General features: G+C 69.5%; 17 protein-coding genes. 1 reads left to right on the top strand and 16 read right to left on the bottom strand.

The window, feature by feature from the left end:
- Nucleotides 1-4 precede the first annotated feature (4 nt).
- From nusB to RHA1_RS34860, 3 genes are read right to left on the bottom strand one after another with little or no spacing between them, the layout of a single operon-like run.
- Nucleotides 5-514 carry a transcription antitermination factor NusB gene (gene nusB, locus RHA1_RS34870; RefSeq protein ID WP_009480418.1) on the bottom strand — a complete coding sequence of 170 codons (510 nt, stop codon included), beginning with the start codon at nt 512-514 and terminating at the stop codon, nt 5-7.
- Nucleotides 515-1,078, bottom strand: a complete 564-nt coding sequence (gene efp / locus RHA1_RS34865) for an elongation factor P (RefSeq protein WP_009480417.1) — start codon at nt 1,076-1,078, stop codon at nt 515-517. It abuts the gene before it with no gap.
- A 34-nt stretch (nt 1,079-1,112) separates the two neighbouring features.
- The gene (locus RHA1_RS34860; RefSeq protein ID WP_009480416.1) at nt 1,113-2,216 is read right to left on the bottom strand and encodes an aminopeptidase P family protein; all 1,104 of its coding nucleotides are present in this window, start codon (nt 2,214-2,216) and stop codon (nt 1,113-1,115) included.
- Between the two features lie 135 nt (nt 2,217-2,351).
- Here RHA1_RS34860 and RHA1_RS34855 point away from each other — a divergent pair, with 135 nt between their 5' ends.
- Nucleotides 2,352-3,098, top strand: a complete 747-nt coding sequence (locus RHA1_RS34855; protein WP_011598859.1) for a B-4DMT family transporter — start codon at nt 2,352-2,354, stop codon at nt 3,096-3,098.
- 87 nt (nt 3,099-3,185) lie between these two features.
- Here the strand turns inward: RHA1_RS34855 and aroB are convergent, their stop codons facing one another.
- The 13 genes from aroB to RHA1_RS34790 form a co-directional block, all read right to left on the bottom strand.
- The gene (gene aroB / locus RHA1_RS34850) at nt 3,186-4,298 is read right to left on the bottom strand and encodes a 3-dehydroquinate synthase (RefSeq protein WP_029537754.1); all 1,113 of its coding nucleotides are present in this window, start codon (nt 4,296-4,298) and stop codon (nt 3,186-3,188) included.
- Between the two features lie 65 nt (nt 4,299-4,363).
- Nucleotides 4,364-4,870: a shikimate kinase gene (locus tag RHA1_RS34845; protein ID WP_005241678.1), complete on the bottom strand. Its 507-nt coding sequence runs from the start codon at nt 4,868-4,870 to the stop codon at nt 4,364-4,366.
- Between the two features lie 38 nt (nt 4,871-4,908).
- Nucleotides 4,909-6,096, bottom strand: a complete 1,188-nt coding sequence (gene aroC, locus RHA1_RS34840) for a chorismate synthase (RefSeq protein WP_009480413.1) — start codon at nt 6,094-6,096, stop codon at nt 4,909-4,911.
- Between the two features lie 75 nt (nt 6,097-6,171).
- Nucleotides 6,172-6,831, bottom strand: coding sequence for a prepilin peptidase (locus RHA1_RS34835; RefSeq protein ID WP_011598858.1), 660 nt, complete (start codon nt 6,829-6,831; stop codon nt 6,172-6,174).
- 34 nt (nt 6,832-6,865) lie between these two features.
- Nucleotides 6,866-7,693, bottom strand: a complete 828-nt coding sequence (locus RHA1_RS34830; protein WP_011598857.1) for a shikimate dehydrogenase — start codon at nt 7,691-7,693, stop codon at nt 6,866-6,868.
- Nucleotides 7,683-9,422, bottom strand: a complete 1,740-nt coding sequence (locus tag RHA1_RS34825; protein ID WP_011598856.1) for an endolytic transglycosylase MltG — start codon at nt 9,420-9,422, stop codon at nt 7,683-7,685. The genes RHA1_RS34830 and RHA1_RS34825 overlap by 11 nt, the downstream gene beginning before the upstream one ends.
- A complete protein-coding gene (ruvX, locus tag RHA1_RS34820) occupies nt 9,419-9,955 on the bottom strand; it encodes a Holliday junction resolvase RuvX (RefSeq protein ID WP_009480409.1) in 537 nt (178 codons plus the stop codon). Before ruvX ends, RHA1_RS34825 begins: the two co-directional genes overlap by 4 nt.
- Nucleotides 9,956-9,957: 2 nt before the next feature.
- Nucleotides 9,958-12,630, bottom strand: coding sequence for an alanine--tRNA ligase (alaS, locus tag RHA1_RS34815; RefSeq protein ID WP_011598855.1), 2,673 nt, complete (start codon nt 12,628-12,630; stop codon nt 9,958-9,960).
- Nucleotides 12,631-12,718: 88 nt separating this feature from the next.
- On the bottom strand, nt 12,719-14,155 hold the full coding sequence (locus RHA1_RS34810; RefSeq protein WP_009480407.1) for a replication-associated recombination protein A: 1,437 nt from the start codon (nt 14,153-14,155) through the stop codon (nt 12,719-12,721).
- Nucleotides 14,156-14,209: 54 nt separating this feature from the next.
- Complete coding sequence (locus RHA1_RS34805; RefSeq protein ID WP_009480406.1) at nt 14,210-15,385, bottom strand: phosphotransferase family protein; 1,176 nt, start codon at nt 15,383-15,385, stop codon at nt 14,210-14,212.
- 65 nt (nt 15,386-15,450) lie between these two features.
- The gene (locus RHA1_RS34800) at nt 15,451-16,401 is read right to left on the bottom strand and encodes a transglutaminase family protein (protein WP_011598854.1); all 951 of its coding nucleotides are present in this window, start codon (nt 16,399-16,401) and stop codon (nt 15,451-15,453) included.
- Nucleotides 16,398-18,977 carry a circularly permuted type 2 ATP-grasp protein gene (locus RHA1_RS34795; RefSeq protein WP_011598853.1) on the bottom strand — a complete coding sequence of 860 codons (2,580 nt, stop codon included), beginning with the start codon at nt 18,975-18,977 and terminating at the stop codon, nt 16,398-16,400. The genes RHA1_RS34800 and RHA1_RS34795 overlap by 4 nt, the downstream gene beginning before the upstream one ends.
- A complete protein-coding gene (locus tag RHA1_RS34790; protein WP_011598852.1) occupies nt 18,977-19,948 on the bottom strand; it encodes a DUF389 domain-containing protein in 972 nt (323 codons plus the stop codon). Before RHA1_RS34790 ends, RHA1_RS34795 begins: the two co-directional genes overlap by 1 nt.
- Nucleotides 19,949-19,987: the final 39 nt, after the last annotated feature.

Here is a 19,987-nt window from a genome sequence, read left to right as displayed (position 1 = left end):
GAACTTACGAACCGGCGTCGTTCGACTCGCCGCCGGCGGTCTCGGTGCGCCGCGACGTGGCGGCCGCAGCCGACCGCACCTGCGGCGCCACCAGCACGACCTGACCGAGGATGCCGTTCACGAACCCCGGCGACTCGTCGGTGGACAGCTGTTTCGCCAGCTCCACCGCCTCGTCCACGGCCACGACCGGAGGCACGTCGGTGGCGTGGAACAGTTCCCACACGGCGATGCGCAGGATGGCGCGGTCGACGGCGGGCAGCCTCTCCAGCGTCCAGTCCTGCAGGTGGGATCTGATCACCTCGTCGAGGCGGTCCAGGTTCTCCGCCACCCCGGTCACCACGGTGACGGTGTACGGAGCAACCGGCGCCACGGAGTCGTCCTTGCCGGACAGCTCCGCGCGTTCGGTGGCGAGATCGACCGGATCGAGATCTCGCGCCTCGGCCTCGAAGAGGAAATCGACGGCGCGCTTGCGGGCCTTGTGCCGTGCGCCGAGTTTCTTATGCGTACCGGACACTCAGGAATTCACACGCCCGAGGTAGTTGCCGTCGCGGGAATCGACCTTCAGCTTGTCACCGGTGTTGATGAACAGCGGCACGTTGATCTCGGCACCGGTCTCGAGGGTGGCGGGCTTGGTGCCACCGGTGGAGCGGTCGCCCTGCAGACCGGGATCGGTGTGCTGGACCACCAGTTCGACGGTGACGGGCAGTTCCACGAACAGCGGGACGTCCTCGTGCGTCGCAACCTGCACGGCCATGTTCTCGAGCATGAAGCGTGCACCGTCGCCGACGGTGGCCTCGCTGATCGAGATCTGGTCGTAGGTGTCGCCGTCCATGAAGATGTAGTCGGTGCCGTCGTGGTACAGGTACGTCATGTCGCGGCGGTCGACCGTGGCCGTCTCCACCTTGACGCCGGCGTTGAACGTCTTGTCGACGACCTTGCCCGAGAGCACATTCTTCAACTTGGTGCGCACGAACGCGGGACCCTTGCCGGGCTTCACATGCTGGAACTCGATGATCGTCCACAGCTGGCCCTCGATCTGCAGGACCAGGCCGTTCTTGAAATCACTAGTGGAAGCCACTTGCTTCGCGTCTCCTCGATAAGGTCGAAACCGTCTACACGACAGTCAGGTCTTTGGTGGTGAGTGTGAGCAGCTCCGGTCCCTGCTCACGAACCACGAGCGTGTCCTCGATCCGCACGCCTCCGCGCCCGGAGAAGTACACGCCCGGCTCGACGGTCACCGCCGCACCGTCCAGAAGTGTACCGGTGCCGAGCTTGCCGATTCCCGGAGCTTCGTGGATCTCCAGGCCGACGCCGTGTCCGAGCCCGTGCAGGAACAGTTCCCCGTAGCCCGCGTCCTCGATGACCCGGCGGGCGGCACCGTCCACGGCGGACACCTCGGCGCCCGGGCGCAGCGCGTCCCGCCCGGCCTCCTGCGACCGCGCGACCAGCGCATACACGTCCCGTTGCCAGTCGGCGGCCTGCCCCAGGACGTACGTTCTGGTCATGTCCGAGTGGTATCCGCCGACCTCGGCGCCGAAGTCCAGCTTCACGAAGTCGCCGCCGGCGAGGACTGCCTCGGTGGGGCGGTGATGCGGGATCGCCGAGTTGGCGCCGGCCGCGACGATGGTCTCGAACGAGATGCCGTCGGCGCCGTGCGCGAGCATCAGCGCCTCCAGTTCCCGGCCCACCTCCTTCTCGGTGCGTCCAGGGCGGAGGCCACCACGTTCGATCAGGTCGGCGAGCGCGGAGTCGGCGGCCGTGCACGCCGCCCGCAGCAATCCGACCTCGAAATCGTCCTTCACCATCCGCAGTTCCTCGACGAGACCCGGAACGGGATCGAGCCGCGCGTCCGGCGCGAGCACCGACCAGGCCGCGAACTCGTCCACCGTCACGACGTGGCTCTCGAACGCCAGCGAGGACGGGCTCCGCCGTCCCACCGATTCGATGAGGTGCGCGGCGCTGGCGCGGGCGATCTCGGCGCGCAGATCGGGAACCTGTTCCCCGACTTGCGTGAGGTAGCGGCCGTCGGTGCAGATGACGGTGCGCTCCTCGGCCCCCTCGGCGTCGGCGGCGTGCACGAGCAGGGCTGCGTTGGATCCGGTGAACCCGGTGAGATAGCGGATGTTCACCAGATTCGTCACCAGAAGTGCGTCGAGATCCCGGGCGGCGAGGGCCGCGCGCAGCGCCGCGCGCCGCGAACCATGATCAGCAGGCATGTCGTCAAACGTACCGGCAAATCGCCACCCGGAGGGCGCGGATCGACGGCACCCGTCCGGTGGCGAGAACGGGTTTCAGAGCGCGCCGTGTGGGTTAGACCACACGGGTGAAAACCCGCTCGTTACGCTGTGCCCATGAATGCGTGGGTGGTACGCGGCCTCGGCATGGCCCTGATACATGTTTTCGTTCGTGTGATCCTCGGTGTGTCGATCACACAGTGGCCCCTTCAGGGATCCGCTCTGAGATGGCTCGCACTGCTGGTCGTCGTGTTCGTGGCGCTGATCTGGGCCGGCATCGACGGCATCCGGGACCGTCGCCGGAACCCCGAGCCGGAGGACGGCGCCGACCTGACGATGCTGTGGCTGAAGGCGGCCCTGCTCGGCGGCATCGTGGCGGGTGTGGGGAGCTGGCTGGCCAACCTGATTCCGTCCCTCAACGTCACCCAGAACTCGTTCTTCTTCGAGATCACGTCCGGGGCCGCGTTCACGGTCCTGCTGATCTTCGTGCCTGCCATGCTCGCCGCGTTCCTCGGCCGGTTCTTCGTCAGCCGCGAGTCCAGGAAGACGGAGAAGGACCGCAGCGAGCGTCACCCGGCGGCGCGCGGCGCCGGAACGGCCGCAGGGGCCGCAGCGGGGGGAACCGCAGCAGCAGCCGTCGCCGACGACGAGGGCTATGGACAGAACTATCCCGGCCAGGCCTACGAGCAGACCGCGGACACCGGTTACGCCGGTTCCGACGCCGACACGGCCGTCTTCGAACCGGTGCACAACTACCGTGAGGACACGTCCGACCTCGATCAGCCGCAGGGTGCGGACACCGCGTGGCAGGACCCTGTGGACCTCGGGAAGCGCACCACCGACGACCCTCGCCGCGGCGAGTAACACCTCTCGGCTTCACCACACCGACAGACGACGCGGCGGTGTGAGCGCACTCGCTCACACCGCCGCGTCTCGCTTCGTGCCGCTACGTCACAGCAGGACGGCACCACCGGTGCCCGGCTTCTCCTCCCGCGCCACCGCGGAGTACGCGGCCACGAGCAGAGACGGGTCCGGGCCCTCGAGCCGCCCCGGCTTCGCGAGCCCGTCGAGCACGACGAACCGCAGAACGCCCGCCCGGTTCTTCTTGTCGGTCTGCATCCCCTCGACCAACTGGCCGAACGCGTCCGCGTCGTACGTGGTGGGCAGACCCACCAGTTCCAGGATGGTGCGGTGCCGGTCCGCCGTCACATCGTCCAGGCGCCCCGCCAGACGCCCCAGCTCCGCCGCGAACACGAGCCCGACGGCGACCGCCGCACCGTGGCGCCAGCGGTAACGCTCACGCCGCTCGATCGCGTGCCCGAGGGTGTGCCCGTAGTTCAGGATCTCCCGCAGATCGGACTCGCGCAGATCGGCGGCCACGACCTTGGCCTTGACCTCCACGGACCGCCGGATCAGTTCGGGCAGAACGGTTCCCGTCGGGTCCAGGGCGGCCTCGGGATCCTTCTCGATGAGGTCCAGGATCACCGGGTCGGCGATGAAGCCGGTCTTCACGACCTCCGCCATTCCGGCGACGATCTCGTTGCGGGGCACCGTCTCCAGCGTCGCCAGGTCGATCAGCACCGCCGACGGCTCGTGGAACGAGCCCACCAGGTTCTTGCCGGCCTCGGTGTTGATGCCGGTCTTGCCGCCGACCGCCGCATCCACCATCGCGAGCAACGTCGTGGGCACGTGGATCACGCGCACACCGCGCATCCACGTCGCCGCGACGAACCCGGCGAGGTCGGTGGCCGCGCCACCGCCCAGGCTGACCACGGCGTCGCTGCGGGTCAGCCCGATACGGCCGAGGACCTCCCAGCAGAATCCGGCCACGGCCAGATCCTTGCCGTCCTCCGCGTCCGGAATCTCGATGCGGTGCGCATCGATTCCCTTTTCGGCGAGCGCCGCGCGCACCGCCTCCGCCGTCTCGGCCAGCGGCGGCTGATGGAAGATCGCCACCGTCCTCGTGCCGGTGAGTTCGTCCACCAGCTCGCCGAGCAATCCGCGCCCGATGATGACCGGGTAGGGGTTCGCCGTCTGCACCTGTACGCGTACCGGTTCGGTCACTGTCTGCTGCTCCGCTCCGTCTTGTCCGAGATTCTCGGATGTCTCTGTTCCGCCGGGGCCGCCGATCACTCGGCGAGTTTCGCCACCAGCTGCTGCACCACGCGGGCGGGACTCCGCCCGTCCGTGCGTATCCGGATGGACGCCACCTGCCGGTACAGCGGTCGGCGCTTGCGCATCAACTCGGTGTACTTCTGGCGGGGGTCGCCACCGGCGAGAAGGGGGCGCGCGGTGTTGGTCCCCGTGCGCTTGAGCCCCTCGGCCACGCTGATCTCGAGATAGATCACGGTGTGGCCCTTCAACAATTCCCGGGTCCGCTCGGAGAGGATGGATCCACCGCCGAGCGACACGATCCCCTCGTGGCTCTCGATGGCCTTCCGGACGATCTCTTCCTCGAGGGCACGGAAGGCGGGTTCGCCCTCCTGGACGAAGATCTCGGCGATCGTGCGTCCCGCCTCTTCCTCGACCGCCACGTCGGTGTCGAACAGCGGAAGGTCCAGGGCCTGCGCGAGGCGCCGCCCGATCGTGGACTTACCCGCGCCCGGGGGGCCGACGAGCACGGCTTTCGGTGCCATCATCCGTCACCGCCCCGATGCGACGGCAGACCGGGTGGTCATCGCGCGAGCCGGGCTGCGACGCCCGACGCGTAGCGCTCGTAGTTGGCGGTCGTCTCGGCAACCGAGTCGCCCCCGAACTTCTCGAGTGCCGCCTGGGCGACGACCAACGCCACCATCGCCTCGGCCACGACACCGGCCGCGGGCACCGCGCACACGTCGGACCGCTGGTGGATGGCCACGGCTTCCTCACCGGTCGACATGTCGACGGTGGCCAGCGCGCGCGGGACCGTCGAGATCGGCTTCATCGCCGCGCGCACGCGGAGCGCCTCCCCGTTGGTCATGCCGCCCTCGAGGCCGCCCGCGCGGTTGGTCGAACGCAGGATTCCGTCCGGGCCCGGACGCATCTCGTCGTGCGCCTGGCTGCCGCGACGGCGCGCGGTCTCGAAGCCGTCGCCGACCTCGACACCCTTGATGGCCTGAATGCCCATCAGGGCGGACGCGAGACGGGCGTCGAGGCGGTCCGCGCCGCTGATGAACGATCCGAGACCCACAGGGAGACCGTGGATGACGACCTCGACGACCCCGCCGAGGGTGTCGCCGTCACGCTTGGCCGCCTCGATCTCGGCGATCATCGATTCCTCGGCGGCCTTGTCGAAGGCGCGTACCGGGCTGGCGTCGATCGCCGCCAGATCCGACGCGGTGGGTTCGGGGCCGACGTACGGGTCGGACGCGCCGATGGAGATCACGTGGGACAACACCTCCACGCCGAACACCTGGCGGAGGAAACTGCGGGCGAAAGTCGCGGCCGCGACCCGTGCCGCGGTCTCGCGTGCGCTCGCGCGTTCGAGAACCGGGCGGGCGTCGTCGAATCCGTACTTGAGCATGCCCGAGTAGTCGGCGTGACCGGGGCGCGGGCGGGTCAGTGGCGCATTCCGCGCCTGGTCGGCGAGCAGTTCGGCGTCCACCGGGTCCGCGGACATGATGGTTTCCCACTTGGGCCACTCCGTGTTACCCACCTCGACGGCGATCGGTCCGCCGAGTGTCCGCCCGTGGCGCACACCACCGACGATGGTGACCTTGTCGGCCTCGAACTTCATCCGCGCGCCGCGGCCGTAGCCGAGACGGCGTCGCGCGAGTTGGGTCGAGATGTCCTCGGACGTCACTTCGACGCCCGCGACCATCCCCTCGAGCATCGCGACGAGGGCGGGACCATGGGATTCTCCGGCAGTTATCCAGCGCAGCACGCCCAATATCCTTCCATGTCGCCGCGCCCGGCAGTGACGGTGGTCCTCCCAACCGTGTGCCGGGCGCGGACTCGTTCAGGTGACGTGCGCGGCGAACAGCGCAACCAGTGTCGCGGCACACATGGCGGGGCCGTGCGGGAGCGGCGGCGGCGAACCCCGGGGGGCGAGAACGATGCAGCCCACCAGCGCTGTCAGCGCCGGCGCGAGCCCCGCCGCGAGCACCCAGGCTTCTCCCCCGGCGAGCCCGGCGGCTGCGCCCACCCCGAGGGCGAGTTTCACGTCACCCGCACCGACCGCCCCGGGGGCGCCGAGGTACAGGGCGAGATACGCCGACGCCAACAGGAACCCGCCGATCACGGCTGTGGCCGCGGATCCGGTCGCAGCGCCGACGCCGACGATCGCGAGGAAGCCGGGCAGGGTCAGCAGGTTCGGCAGCTTCCGCGCACACAGGTCGGTGGCGGCGAGACTCACACACCACCACCAGAACGCGAGCGCACACGGCAGCACCCCCGGTGTGGATGCGGTGGTACCGGCCCAGACCGTGGCGGGGACGCCGACAGCGCACACCGCCTCACACCAGCCCGCCCGCACCGTGCCCACGAACAGGCCGGCCGTCCGGCGGGCTGCCCATCCCGCACCCGCACCTGCCACCACACTCGCCACGATCAGCCACCACATACCGAGCAGCATGCGTGACCGGATCACCGTGTCGATCACCGTGACCTGGCACGACAATCGACCTGTGAATGGCGGTCCGGCCTGTGGACAACTAGCCCAGAGCGGCCGCCATCGCCTCGCGCGGCGCCGGGCGACCGGTAAACTGCTCGACCTGCCCGAACGCCTGGTGCAGGAGCATCGAGAGTCCGCCGACAACGGTGCCGCCCGCCGCCTCGACGGCCGCTGCCAGCGGGGTCGGCCACGGATCGTAGATCGCGTCGAGCACGAACGGCGCCCGCCCGAGAATGTCCGCGTACTCGGTGATCGCGGCGGAGGGAACGGTGCTGACGAGCGCGGCGGCCGACGCGCACCGAGCACCGAGTTCCGGGCTGTCGAAGCCGAGCAACCGGACGTCGAGTCCCACCGATTCCGCGCACCCCAGTGCACCTGCCGCGCGACCCGCGTCGCGTGCCACCACGGTCACCGATTTCACGCCCATGTCGGCGAGCGCCACGAGCGCGGGTCTGGCCGTTCCCCCGGCGCCGACGACGACCGCCTCGGTGCCCGCGATGGTTCCGACACCACCCGCGATGAGAGCACCGCTGACCCCGTCGACGTCGGTGCAGTCGGCACGCCAGCCACCCTCGATACGGACGAGGGTGTTCGCGGAGCCGATCACCACGGCCCGTTCGGTGCGCTCGGACGCGAATTCGAGTGCGGCGATCTTGCCCGGCATCGTGACGGACAGCCCGACCCATTCCGGGCCGAGCCCGGACACCAGGCCGGGCAGTCGCTCCCCGTCGCACTCGATCCGGTCGTACGTCCACCCGGTGAGACCGAGCGCCCGATACGCCGCGAGGTGCAATTGCGGCGAGCGCGAATGCGCGATCGGGCTGCCCAGCACCGCAGCTTTGCGTGCGGTCACCACTTCATCGTCCACTGTTGAGAATCCCGTTGTTCAGAGCCTGGTCGATATTGGCCAGGTGTTCGTCGTAGCTCTTCGTGAACAGGGTGGTGCCCTTCGAATCGACCGTCACGAAGTAGATCCAGTCGCCCGGTGCCGGTTGTTCGACGGCCTGCAACGCCCCGATGCTGGGCGAGGAGATCGGCGTCGCGGGCAGACCGGGGCTGGCGTACGTGTTCCAGGGTGTCACCTGTGCGCGGTCGGCGTCGGTGGTGGCCAGTTCGGTCGTGTCGAGCGCGTAGTTGACCGTCGAGTCGAACTGCAACGCCTGGTTGACGGCGAGCCGGTTGAGGATGACGCGAGCGACCTTGGAGAAGTCGTCCGGCATCGCCTCCCGTTCCACCAGGGACGCCGCGATCAGCATCTTGTACGGCGTGAGTCCGACCTGGTCGCCCGCGGTGAGGATCCCGGTCTTCTCGTAGCTCGCGGAACTCTCGGTGACCAGCCTCTGGAGAATGGCGGCGGGACCGGCGGTCGGATCGAAATCCCAGCTGCCCGCGGCGATGAGGCCCTCGAGCTGACGATCCCGGTCCGGAACACCGGCGACCGCGTCCTTCGCCCAGTCGGGAACCCCGAGCGCGGACAGGTCGCCTGCACCGGCGGCGTTGAGGTCGTCGTAACCGATGCACTGCTCCTGGCCGGCCTCACCGATACAACTGGCCTCGGAGATCAGGGTGTAGATCCCCTTCTTCTTGGCCCCGGTCTGCACATCGGTGGTGTCGTGGAGTTGCCTGCCCTCGGAGATGATCATCTGCCCGACGCGGGAGGTGGGGTCGATCAGTTCCTGCACGGCGTCATCCGCCGGAATCTGGGTCGGGAGGCTGTAGAAGCCGGGTTGCACCGAGTTCATCGCGTTGCTCTGGACCGCGGCGTTGAAGAAGGCCGATCCGCTGGCGACGACGTCCCGCTCGGCCAGAGTGGAGGCGATCTCCTCCGCGGTGTCGCCGGGATGAACCTGCACGACCACGTCGGGACCACCCGGGCCCGCGTAGTCCGCAGGGGCGTCGGGACCGCCGAAGAACATCCTGCCGCCGACGAACACGATGCCGATCAGCACTGTCAGGACCGTCGCGGCTGCGAGGGCGCCGAACAGCTTGCCTCGGCGTGCGCGTCCTGTGGCCTGTTTGCGCCGGCGGGCCTGCGTGCGGGCGTGGGCGCGAGTCGGCGGGATCTCCTCGGGGATCGCCGAGATTATCTGTGTCTCGGCCTCCGCGAACGCGACATCGGGCTGGTCGGGCGGTGTGTCGTAGCGGTCGTCGGGATGGGTGTGGGAACCGTACTGCTCGTCGACGTACGCGGGCTCTTCGACGTAGGCGGGCTCGTCGTACGCGTGGTCGTCGGCTGCCGGTTCCCGGTAGGCGCGGGCGTCGCCGTACGAACGGGGACCGTATCCGTCCTCGTAGACGGGCTCGGGGTCGAACGGTTGCTCGTACACCGGGCGCTCGTACACCGGGCGCTCGTACACCGGGTCCTCATACACCGGCTGCTCGAACACCGGCTCCGTGTAGTGGGCGGGGGGTTCGTCGACGTCACGGTCGTCGTACACCACCGCGTGGCGCCCCGTGGTGACGACGTCGTCGTCCTCCGGGGGCGGCGCGTAGTCGACCTGGTCGTCGTCCTCGTCGAGGTAGCGGTGCCGTCGGGGTTCGCGCGGGACGTACTGGAATTCGGGTCGCTCACCTGCGGGTCGCCGATGATTGCTCACTGGCCCCCCTCCGGTAGCTGCGCGTCCCCACCTGAATCCCCTGCATTCACCGACCTGCTCCGCTCGTCCAACCATCCCTGCAAGATCGCCACCGCCGCAGCCTGGTCGATCACAGGACGCTGGCCCCTCGCACTGACACCGCTCTCGCGAAGCGCCCGCGCGGCAGTGACGGTCGTCAGACGTTCGTCCGCCATCCGCACCGGTATCGGGTCGACCTTCCTTCGCAATCGCTTCGCGAACACAGTAGCGATCGAGGCGGCCTTCCCCCGTTCACCCCGCAAGGTCTGCGGCAGACCGACGATAACCTCCACGGCCTCGTATTCCTCGACAATGTCGGCAATGCGCCGGATATCCGGCGCGTCGGGTCCCCGTTCCTTGGACCGGGGCACCGTCTCCACGGGGGTGGCGAGGATCCCGTCGGGGTCGCTCGACGCGACCCCGATCCGGACGCTGCCCACATCGATGCCGATGCGCCGACCACGCCCAGGGTCGTCGACTCCCGGTCGATCCGGACCCTGTTCCGCGTGATCCACCGTTACTGGCTCCCCACCTTGTCCGCCACTTGTCCCCGGACTGCGTCGAGGGCAGCCGCAATTCCGCTGGTGTCCGAACCGGAGCCCTGTGCCATGTCGGCCTTTCCGCCTCCGCGGCCGCCGATCTTCGGACCGAATCCCTTCACGAGGTCGCCGGCCGCCAGGCCGAGTTCCTGTGCCGCCTTGTTCACGGCCACCACGAACGGAACCTTGCCGTCGACGTCGCCGAGCAGCGCGACCACGGCGGGCTGGGTGCCGAACCGGCCACGGATGTCGGTGACGAGCCCACGCAGGTCGTTGCCGCCGACACCGGCCGGGGCGGAATCCGCGACCAGCAGCACCGGCCCGACCCTCTGCGCCTTGTCGACGAACGTGCCCGCCGCGGCGAGAACCGCCTGCGCGCGGGTCTGCTCGAGTTCCTTCTCCGCCACCCGGAGTCGCTCCACCAGCGCCTCGACGCGGGCAGGCACTTCTTCCGAGGGCACCTTCAGCGACGACGACAGACCGGCGAGGAGCGCGCGTTCCTTGGCCAGGTAGCGGTACGAATCGAGCCCGACGTATGCCTCGACGCGGCGCACACCGGAACCGACGGACTGCTCACCGAGCAGGGTGACGTTGCCGATCTGCGAGGAGCTGCCCACATGAGTTCCACCACACAGCTCCATCGAGAACGGTCCGCCGATCTCGACGACCCGCACCTCGTCGCCGTAGTTCTCGCCGAACAGCGCCATCGCGCCCATCGACTTCGCCTTGTCGAGATCGGTGACGAACGTGTTCACCGAGTAGTCGGCGGCCACCGCCTCGTTCGCGACGACCTCGATGTCCTGCTTCTGCGCTTCCGTCAGCGCGCCCTGCCAGGAGAAGTCGAAACGCAGGTAGCCCGGCTTGTTCAGCGAGCCGGCCTGAACCGCGTTGGGGCCGAGCACCTGTCGCAGCGCGGCGTGCACCATGTGGGTGCCGGAATGCCCCTGCGTGGCACCCTTGCGCCACGCGGCGTCGACCTGCGCGAGCACGACGTCACCCTCGGTGAGCTGACCCTCCTGCACGGTCACCTTGTGGACCCACAGCTTCTTGGCGATCTTCTGGACGTCGTTGACCTTCACCCGCAGGCCCGGGCCGGTGAGGGTACCGAGGTCGGCGATCTGGCCACCCGCCTCCGCGTACAGGGGGCTGCGGTCGAGGATGACCTCGACGTCCTGGCCCGCCGTCGCGACGGGGACCCGCTGCCCCTGCGAGATCAGCGCGAGAACATGTGCCTCGGAGACCAATTCGTGGAATCCGGTGAATTCGGTGGGTCCGCGGTCGAGGAGTTCCTTGTAGACGGTCAGGTCGGCGTGCGCGTGCTTACGGGCCTGGGCGTCGTCCTTCGCGCGCTGCCGCTGTTCCGCCATCAGCGTGCGGAAGCCCTCCTCGTCGACGGTCAGGCCGGCCTCGGCCGCCATCTCCAGGGTCAGATCGATCGGGAAGCCGTACGTGTCGTGGAGCGCGAACGCCTGGTCGCCGCCGATCGTCGACTTGCCGGACGCCTTCACCGACTCGGCGGCGCCTTCGAACAGCTTCGAGCCGGACGTGAGGGTTTTGAGGAACGCGGTCTCCTCCCCCACCGCGACCGTCTCGATGCGGCCGAAGTCGGTGTCGAGGACCGGGTAGGACGGCGCCATCGTGTCGCGGACGACGGTGATGAACTCACGCATGCTGGGCTTGTCGGCGCCGAGCAGCTTCGCGGACCGGACGATGCGCCGCAGCAGGCGGCGCAGGACGTAGCCGCGCCCGTCGTTGCCGGGGTTCACGCCGTCGGCGATGAGCATCGCCGCGGTGCGCGCGTGGTCGGCGATGACCCGGAAGCGCACGTCGTCGTCGTGGACGGCGCCGTACTTGCGGCCCGACAGTTCCTCGGCCTTCGCGATGACCGGGCGCACGAGGTCGGTCTCGTACACGTTGTCGACGCCCTGGAGCAGGAACGCGACGCGCTCGACACCCATGCCGGTGTCGATGTTCTGCTTCGGCAGCGGGCCGAGGATCTCGAAGTTGTCCTTGCTGATGCCGAGGCCACGCTCGTTCTGCATGAACACGAGATTCCAGATCTCGATGTAGCGGTCCTCGTCGGCCTCCGGGCCGCCTTCCTTGCCGTACTCGGGGCCGCGGTCGTAGTAGATCTCCGAGCACGGGCCGCAGGGGCCGGGAATGCCCATGGACCAGTAGTTGTCGGCCATGCCGCGGCGCTGGATCCGCGATTCGGGAACGCCGACCTCGTCGCGCCAGATGTCGCGGGCGTCGTCGTCGTCGAGGTAGACCGTCACCCAGATGCGCTCGGGATCGAAGCCGTAACCCCCGTCGTCGACGCTAGAGGTCAGCAGCGCCCACGCATGCTTGATCGCGTCGCGCTTGAAGTAGTCGCCGAACGAGAAGTTGCCGGCCATCTGGAAGAACGTGTTGTGCCGTGTGGTGATGCCCACATTCTCGATGTCGAGGGTGCGCACACACTTCTGGACACTGGTCGCCCTCGGGTACGGCGGCGTCTGCTGGCCGAGGAAGAACGGCACGAACTGCACCATCCCGGCGTTGACGAACAGCAGGTTCGGATCGTCGAGAATCAGCGAGGCGCTGGGTACCTCGGTGTGGCCTGCCTTGACGAAATGGTCGAGGAAGCGCCGGCGAATCTCGTGGGTCTGCACGTCAGTGATCCTTATTGTCTGTCTCGAGGGCAACGATGGGTCGAACAAGCGGAGCGAACCACGCGTCCACCGCGCAGTTCGGCAACATTCAGCTTAACCGGCCACCCTGACGGTTCGTGCCGCGGACGATGGCGCGCAATTTGTCCACACGCCCCGCGATGTCCCGCTCACCGCCGTGAGTGGTGGGCTGGTAGTAGTCGACACCGACCAGCTCGTCCGGCGGATACTGCTGCGCCAGTACCCCGTCGGGATGATCGTGGGGATAGCGGTACCCGACGGCGTTGCCGAGTTTCGCCGCCCCCGCGTAGTGGCCGTCGCGCAGGTGCGGCGGGACGAGCCCGGCGTTTCCGGCCGCGACATCCGCCATCGCGGCACCGAGCGCCGCGATGACGGCCCCCGACTTGGGTGCGGTCGCGAGGTGGATCGTGGCCTGGGCGAGGGCCAGGCGGGCCTCGGGCATCCCGATCAGCTGTACTGCCTGCGCGGCGGCGGTCGCGGTCTGCAATGCGGTGGGGTCGGCCATCCCGATGTCCTCGCTGGCATGGACGACCAGCCGCCGCGCGATGAAGCGGGGGTCCTCGCCCGCCGTGAGCATCCGGGCCAGGTAGTGCAGGGCGGCGTCGACGTCCGAACCGCGGATCGACTTGATGAAGGCGCTGATCACGTCGTAGTGCTGATCGCCGTCACGGTCGTAGCGGACGGCCGCCTTGTCGACGCTCGCTTCCACGGTCGCGAGGTCCAGCAGCACCGGACGGTCCGTGTCACCGGCCTGGTCGAGCGCAGCGCCCGCCGCCGCCTCGAGCGCGGTGAGCGCCCGGCGGGCGTCGCCGGCCGCGAGGCGCACCAGATGGTCCATCGCGTCACCCGCGATCTCGATCTCCCCGCCGAGACCCCGCTCGTCGGTGCGGGCCCGCTCCAGGAGGTTCTCGATGTCGTCCGCCGTCAGCGACTGCAGTTGCAGGACGAGCGAGCGAGACAGCAGCGGGGACACCACGGAGAACGAGGGATTCTCGGTGGTGGCAGCCACGAGGAGCACGATCCGGTTCTCCACTGCCGCCAGCAGGGCGTCCTGCTGGGTCTTCGAGAAGCGGTGCACCTCGTCGATGAACAGCACCGTCTGCTCGCCCGCGAGCAGGCGGCGGCGGGCCAGTTCGATGACGCCGCGCACTTCCTTCACCCCGGCGGACAACGCGGACAGTGCCTCGAAACGGCGGCCGGTGGCCCCCGAGATCAGCGACGCCAGCGTCGTCTTGCCGGTGCCGGGCGGACCGTACAGCAGGACGGACGCGGCCCCCGACCCCTCCACGAGGCGCCGCAGCGGCGCACCGGGGCCCAGGAGATGCTGCTGCCCGACCACCTCACCGAGCGTCCGGGGACGCATGCGCACTGCCAGCGGTGCGTGGTGGTCGAGCGACACGGGACCGGGAACCGATCGCGGGGCCGACGCCGCCTCGTCGGGCTGCGCCGTCTCGAACAGGCCTGCCGACTCGTCCTCGCCGACATCCGAACCGAAAAGATCGCTCACAAGTTCGACGCTACTGGAACCGCACCGTCGGACCCAGTCCGGCCGGACCGCGGGTCAGCCGACGGACAGTCCCCGGATCTTGTCGGCGATGACGCGGGCGTGGTGGGCGACCACCGTGTTCCCGGCGTGATCGGCCGAGCGGGCCAGCTTGTCCCAGCGCTGGGTCAGCGCCTCGGACCGCGGCACGGACAGGTGGTGTTCGCGGACGGCCGCGATGCGCGTGTGGTTCTCCGGCAGGAACAGGTAGGTGCTGAGCCACACCCAGATCAGTTGCGCCTCGACCATGCGGGCGGCGAGCACGTTGTCGTCGGCGAGCGCAGGCCACATCCCCACGACCTCCGCACGCCAGGCCTCGATCATCGCCTGCGTCCGGTCCTCGGACAGTTCGATGCTGCACAGGCAGCCGGGGAACGAGACCAGCGCGTACGCGATGTCGAGCATGGCGTCGCGGAAACCGCCCCACTCGTAGTCGAGGAACCGCACGCCCTCGTCGTTGACGATGATGTTGTCCGGGCACAGGTCGGACGGGCTGAACGCCCGGAAGCGGCCGCTCTCGAACAGCTTCGCGGCACGCGCCACCTGATCGGTCAGGTCCGGGGAGACGTCGACGCGGAGGATCTCGGACAGCAGGCCGGGCACGGCGGGCACCGCACGCTCCACCTGCTCGGCCACGGTGTCGTCGCAGTGCGCCACCTCGGCGCGGCGCAGCAGGGCGGTGAAGTCTTCCTCGCGGCCCACGGTGGCCGCGTGCATGCGGCCGAGCGCCTGGGCCATCGCCATCAGGGTGTTGGTGACGGTGTCGGAGTCGGAGTGCTCGAGCAGGGCGCTGATCGGGGTGGCGTCCCCGAGGTCGCTGAGCACGAGGAGCCGGGCGTCGAGGTCGGATGCGAGCAGTTCGGCTCCGGGGCGGCTGTCCGTCGCCAGCGCCGTGGCGAACTGGTACGAGACGGCCTCCCGGAGGAAGGCGCTGCGGCTGTCGCCGGTGAGATCGTCGGGATCGACGGCCCGCGCGCCGGACACCCCGGACTCCTCGCGGACCTGCTTGATCACCAACGTCCGCGGAAGGGAGAACGGATTCTCCGCCACGCGCACACGGAGCACGATGGTGCGGCCACTACCGCCGAGATCCACGGGATCCACCAGTGTCACGGGTGCCCCTGTGCGACGGGTGAGCAGCTTCTCGGCTGCGGCAACTACCTCTGAAACGGGGTCTGCCAGTATTGCAGTCATCGCGGACCAACTTACCTGCTAGTGACACGGATCATCGAGTCCTCCACCGGAAGCCCGGATGAATTTCAGCATTTCGGCTGATCCGGCGCGAGCACTTCGATCGGCGCCACGTCAACCGACACCGCAATGGTGCTGTTTCGTGCCTCTGTGTATATGACACCGCGCAGGGGCGGCACGTCCGCGTAGTCCCGGCCCCACGCGACCACGGTGTACCGCTCGTCGACGAGCTGGTCGTTGGTGGGGTCGAAGGCGAGCCACCGGTCCCCCGGCATCCACACGGCCGCCCAGGCGTGGGTGGCGTCGACGCCGATCATCCGTTCCTTGCCGGGCGGCGGTTGCGTCGCCAGATAGCCGGACACGTACCGGGCCGCGAGTCCCCGCGAGCGCAGGCAGGCGATGGCGAGCCGAGCGAAGTCCTGGCACACCCCCGACCGCTTCTCGAGCACCTCCGCGACGCGCGTGGAGACCGACGTCGACCCCGACTTGTACTGGAAGTCGCGGTGGATGCGCGTGGTGAGATCGACCACCGCGTCGGCGAGGGGCCGTTCCGGTGGGAAACTCGGCGCCGCGTACTCGCGGACTGCGTCGCTGATCTCGGGGGGTTCGAGGTCGAGCACGAACTCCTGCGCCATCGCCCCCTCGGTTCCCACGGGGCGGGACAATTCCCACGGCGCGTTCGCGGGTGCGGCGGCGAGTCCGGTCTTGTCGGGTCCGTAGACCTCGATCTCGGATTCGGCCGCCACGACCAGTTCCTCGTGCGGCGTGCTCACCTGGAAGTACAGGTCCCGGTTGCCGTACACGTCGGACCCGGTGGAACGGTCCGCGGGCACCGGCGAGATGTCGACGACGGAACTCACGCATCGCTGTTCCTCGGTGTCGCGGGGCAGGAGATAACCCCGGCCGTACGACGAGGACACCGGCCCCGAGTACGTGTACGTGGTGCGGTGGGTGATCCTGTATCGGCGCAGCACCGGCCGTTCCGCTGCCTCGTCTGTGCGGGGCGACACGTCGGTCATGCGGGAACCCCGCCCTGCGCGGCGCTCCACGTGGTCCCGCTGCCCCACAGCGGCTGGGTGCCGCCCGGCAGCGACAGCTGACCTTTCAACATCACGTCGGACAGTTCGCTCAGCAGTGCGCGCATCGTGGCCGTCAGCTCACCCAGCTCCTTCCGGGACCCGGTCGCGTCGACCGATTCGAGTCGAGCAGGGTCGACGCGCCGCACGGTATTGACCATGTCCTCGACGAGCCGCTCCGCACGCGACGCACCCGAGGCGTCCGGCAGTGCGGTCAGATTCGCACGGAGCGCCTCGAGCTGGAACGCCAGCGACCGCGGGTTCTTCACGTCGAACAGCAGCAACTCGGCCACGGCGGCCGGGCGGATGCTCCGATTGCGGCGGCGATAGACGACGGAACTCTCGGTGGCGACGAGGAGCGATTCGATCACCGCCCGCTCGGTCGCCGGGTCCGTCTTCCGTCGCAGCGTGGACTCCACGAGCGCGGTCAGGGTGGCTGCCCGCTCGATTCGCTTCCCGATGTCCATGACGTGCCAGCCGGTGTCCCGGACCAGCGATTCCGCGGCGACTCCGGACAGAGCGAGCATCCCACCGAGTACTGCGGACTGCGCCTCGAACAGCACGGACCCGTCGTCGGCCGTGTCGGCGGCGACCTGTCCGAGTGCGCGTTCGACGGAACTGAGGACGGCCCAGATGTCGGTGGACAGTTGCCCGCGCACGGCCCGCGCGGCCTGCTCGACGCCACGGACCGCGTGCGCGAGCGACCCGTCCCGGCCGGGGTCGACCGTCAGCGAACGGAACTCCGAGCGCACCCGCAACTGGTCGGCGACCGGATCCGAGCCGGACTCGGCACAGCGACCGGGCTCCTCCGGGCGGTTCCCGGCGTCGGCGACCAACAGGACCGTGTCGAGCAGGATCGGGAGGCTTCCGCCGCCCGCGAGCCACGGTCGCAGGCGGTAGTCGCGGTACTTCTCGCCGACGGCGATCATCAGGCGTGCCGCACCCTCGGCGCGCTCGGCGAACCGGCCCATCCAGAACAGTTCGGTCAGTGCGCGCGGCGACGTCATCAGGTCGGACGTCGTCGCCGCATACGTGGGCAGGGCTTCCCCGTCGCGGTCGGCGGCGTCCCCCGGATCGGTGGACGCGGTGCGCTGGGCCAACCGGATCCAGACGTCCTTCGCGCCGACGTGACGCCGGTCGCCGCGCTCGGCCCCGGGAACGAGAGACGTGCCGAGACCTCCGGCCATGGGGGTGAATCCGACCTGCTGCGCCACGGTGAACAGCCGCACCCCGACCGGTGCGAGGAAGACGTCGCCGGATCCGTCGGCCGCGGGCGCATACGAGGGGTCCGGGACGATCTGCCCGACCCACCGCTCGGGTTCGGCCCGCACCCGGTCCAGCAGGGTGTCCCGGTCAGCGGCACCGAGCTCGGCTGGCACGATCGGCGACCCCCCGTGCACCGCGCGCAGCACCATCGACGAGGCGTTCGCGAGGATGTGCGACAGCTCCGACCGGTCGCCACCCCAGAAACTCGGAACCGACGGCAGGAGTAGGTCCTCGTCGAGGAGACGACGGCACAGGTCCGGGAGCAGCCTGGTGAGGGCCGGGTTCTCGAGGATTCCGCTGCCGAGGGGGTTGACGACGGTCACCGCTCCCCGTCGCAGCACCTCGACGAGCCCGACCACGCCCGACCGGGAGTCGGGGCGCAGGTCGAGGGGGTCGGCGAGGTCGGCGTCCACCCGCCGGACGATCACGTCGACGCGTTCCAGATTGCCGAGCGAGCGCATCCACACGTGGCCGTCGCGGACCACCAGGTCGGCGCTCTCCACCAGCGGGAAGCCGAGGACGGTCGCGAGATACGCCTGATCGAATGCCGCCTCGGACCGGGTGCGGGGGCTGAGGACGACGACCAGGGGGTCTTCGGTGCCCGCGGGGGCGGCGTCGATCGCCGCGAGCCGCATCGACTGGGCGAAGGAGGACAGCGGACGCGGGCCGACGGTCTCGTAGATGCCGGGCATCGCGCGGGCGACGACGCGGCGATCCGCCATCGCGTAACCGGCGCCTGCCGGGGACTGCGTGTGGTCGCGCAGCGCGTGGAACGTGCCGTCGGCCCCGCGGCCGACGTCGAGTCCGTGCAGGAACAGTTGATGGCGGCCCGGCACCGTGATGCCGTGCGCCGCACGGACGTACCCCGGGTGCCCGAACACCGTGCGGGCCGGCACGGCGCCGCTCCGGACGAGCGCCATCGGTCCGTACAGATCGGCGAGTACCGCGTCGAGGAGGCGGGAGCGCTGCACGAAGCCCGCTGCGAGCTGTTCCCATTCCTCGGCCGCGACGATCAGCGGGACCGCGTCGATCTCCCACCGCGGCGGCACGGTCGGGGCGTCCGATCCGTCGAGGGGGTTGTAGGTGATCCCGTGGTTGTCGACGAGAAGCCGGATGCGGGACTGCAGGCGGCGGACGGAGTCCGGCCCGCCGCCGGTGAAGTCCCGGGCCAGCTCCGCCCACGGTTCCCGGACGTCGCCGCCGTCGCCGAAGAGTTCGTCGTAGCCCGCGCCGTCGTGCGGTGACACGATCATCAGGCCCTCCGCCTCTGTGCCACGGACCGCTCTTTCCGCGCCTGCTCGAGTAGCCGGCGGGGATCGCCGCCGCTGCGCAATCGCAGTGCCAGAACGAGAACCCCTGCGATCACGATGCCCACCATGTTGACACCGAGCTGCAGCGCCGCCAGCGCCGCGACGCGCCATTCGCCCACGGTGACCGCGACGGCGGCGAATCCCGCCGCGGGAACGGTGGTGACCGAGATGAACACGCCGACGAGTGCCGCCGACTTCGCGGACACGAGCGCGAGCATGCCTGCCGCGCCGGCGAGGAGCGCGACGATCAGCGAGAGCGGTCCGACCCGGTAGATGAAATCGACCTGGTCGAGGGACTCGATGCTCTCGAACTCCATCCAGCCGACCCGCTCCATCAGCAGCGTCGCGACCAGCGTGGCCGCCATCGCGAACGGGAAACCGACGAGCAGGGCGATCAGCGACCGCCGGGCCAGACCGAGCTTGCGCCGCATCAGCGCGACGGCGAGTGCGGCGAGCGGGCCGAATTCCGGCCCCACCACCATGGCCCCGACGACGGTGATCGGCGAGTCGGTCACCACACCGACCGCGGCCAGCAGGCAGGCGATGGTGAGGAACGCGAGGAAGGTGCCGTTGAGTGTCGACTCCTCGCGCGTCCGGCTGACCAGTTCCTCCCACACGACGCTGTCCGCGGGATCGCCCGGAGCCGCCTTCTCCGCGTCGTGTGCGGACTTCGACAGCACCGTTTCGACGGGCACCACCGTGATCGCGCCGGTGCGATCGATTCCCAGGGCCTCGAGCGCGTCGATGACGTCGTTCGCGGATTCGCGGGCCACGTCGGTCTGGATCGCGTCGCCGGCGGGGTCGATTGCGGCGGCGCGCAGCACCACCACGTGGGTGGCGCCGGGTTCCGCGGCGAGCACACCGAGGACGTCCTCGGTGCGCTCGGCCGGACAGATCACTCGCAGGTGCAACATCGTGTCCCCCGGCTGTTCCGCGTCGTCCGGTCAATCGAG

The organism is Rhodococcus jostii RHA1 (assembly GCF_000014565.1).
Taxonomy (GTDB): Bacteria; Actinomycetota; Actinomycetes; order Mycobacteriales; family Mycobacteriaceae; genus Rhodococcus_F; species Rhodococcus_F jostii_A.
This window is presented reverse-complemented; position numbering and strand designations above follow the sequence as displayed.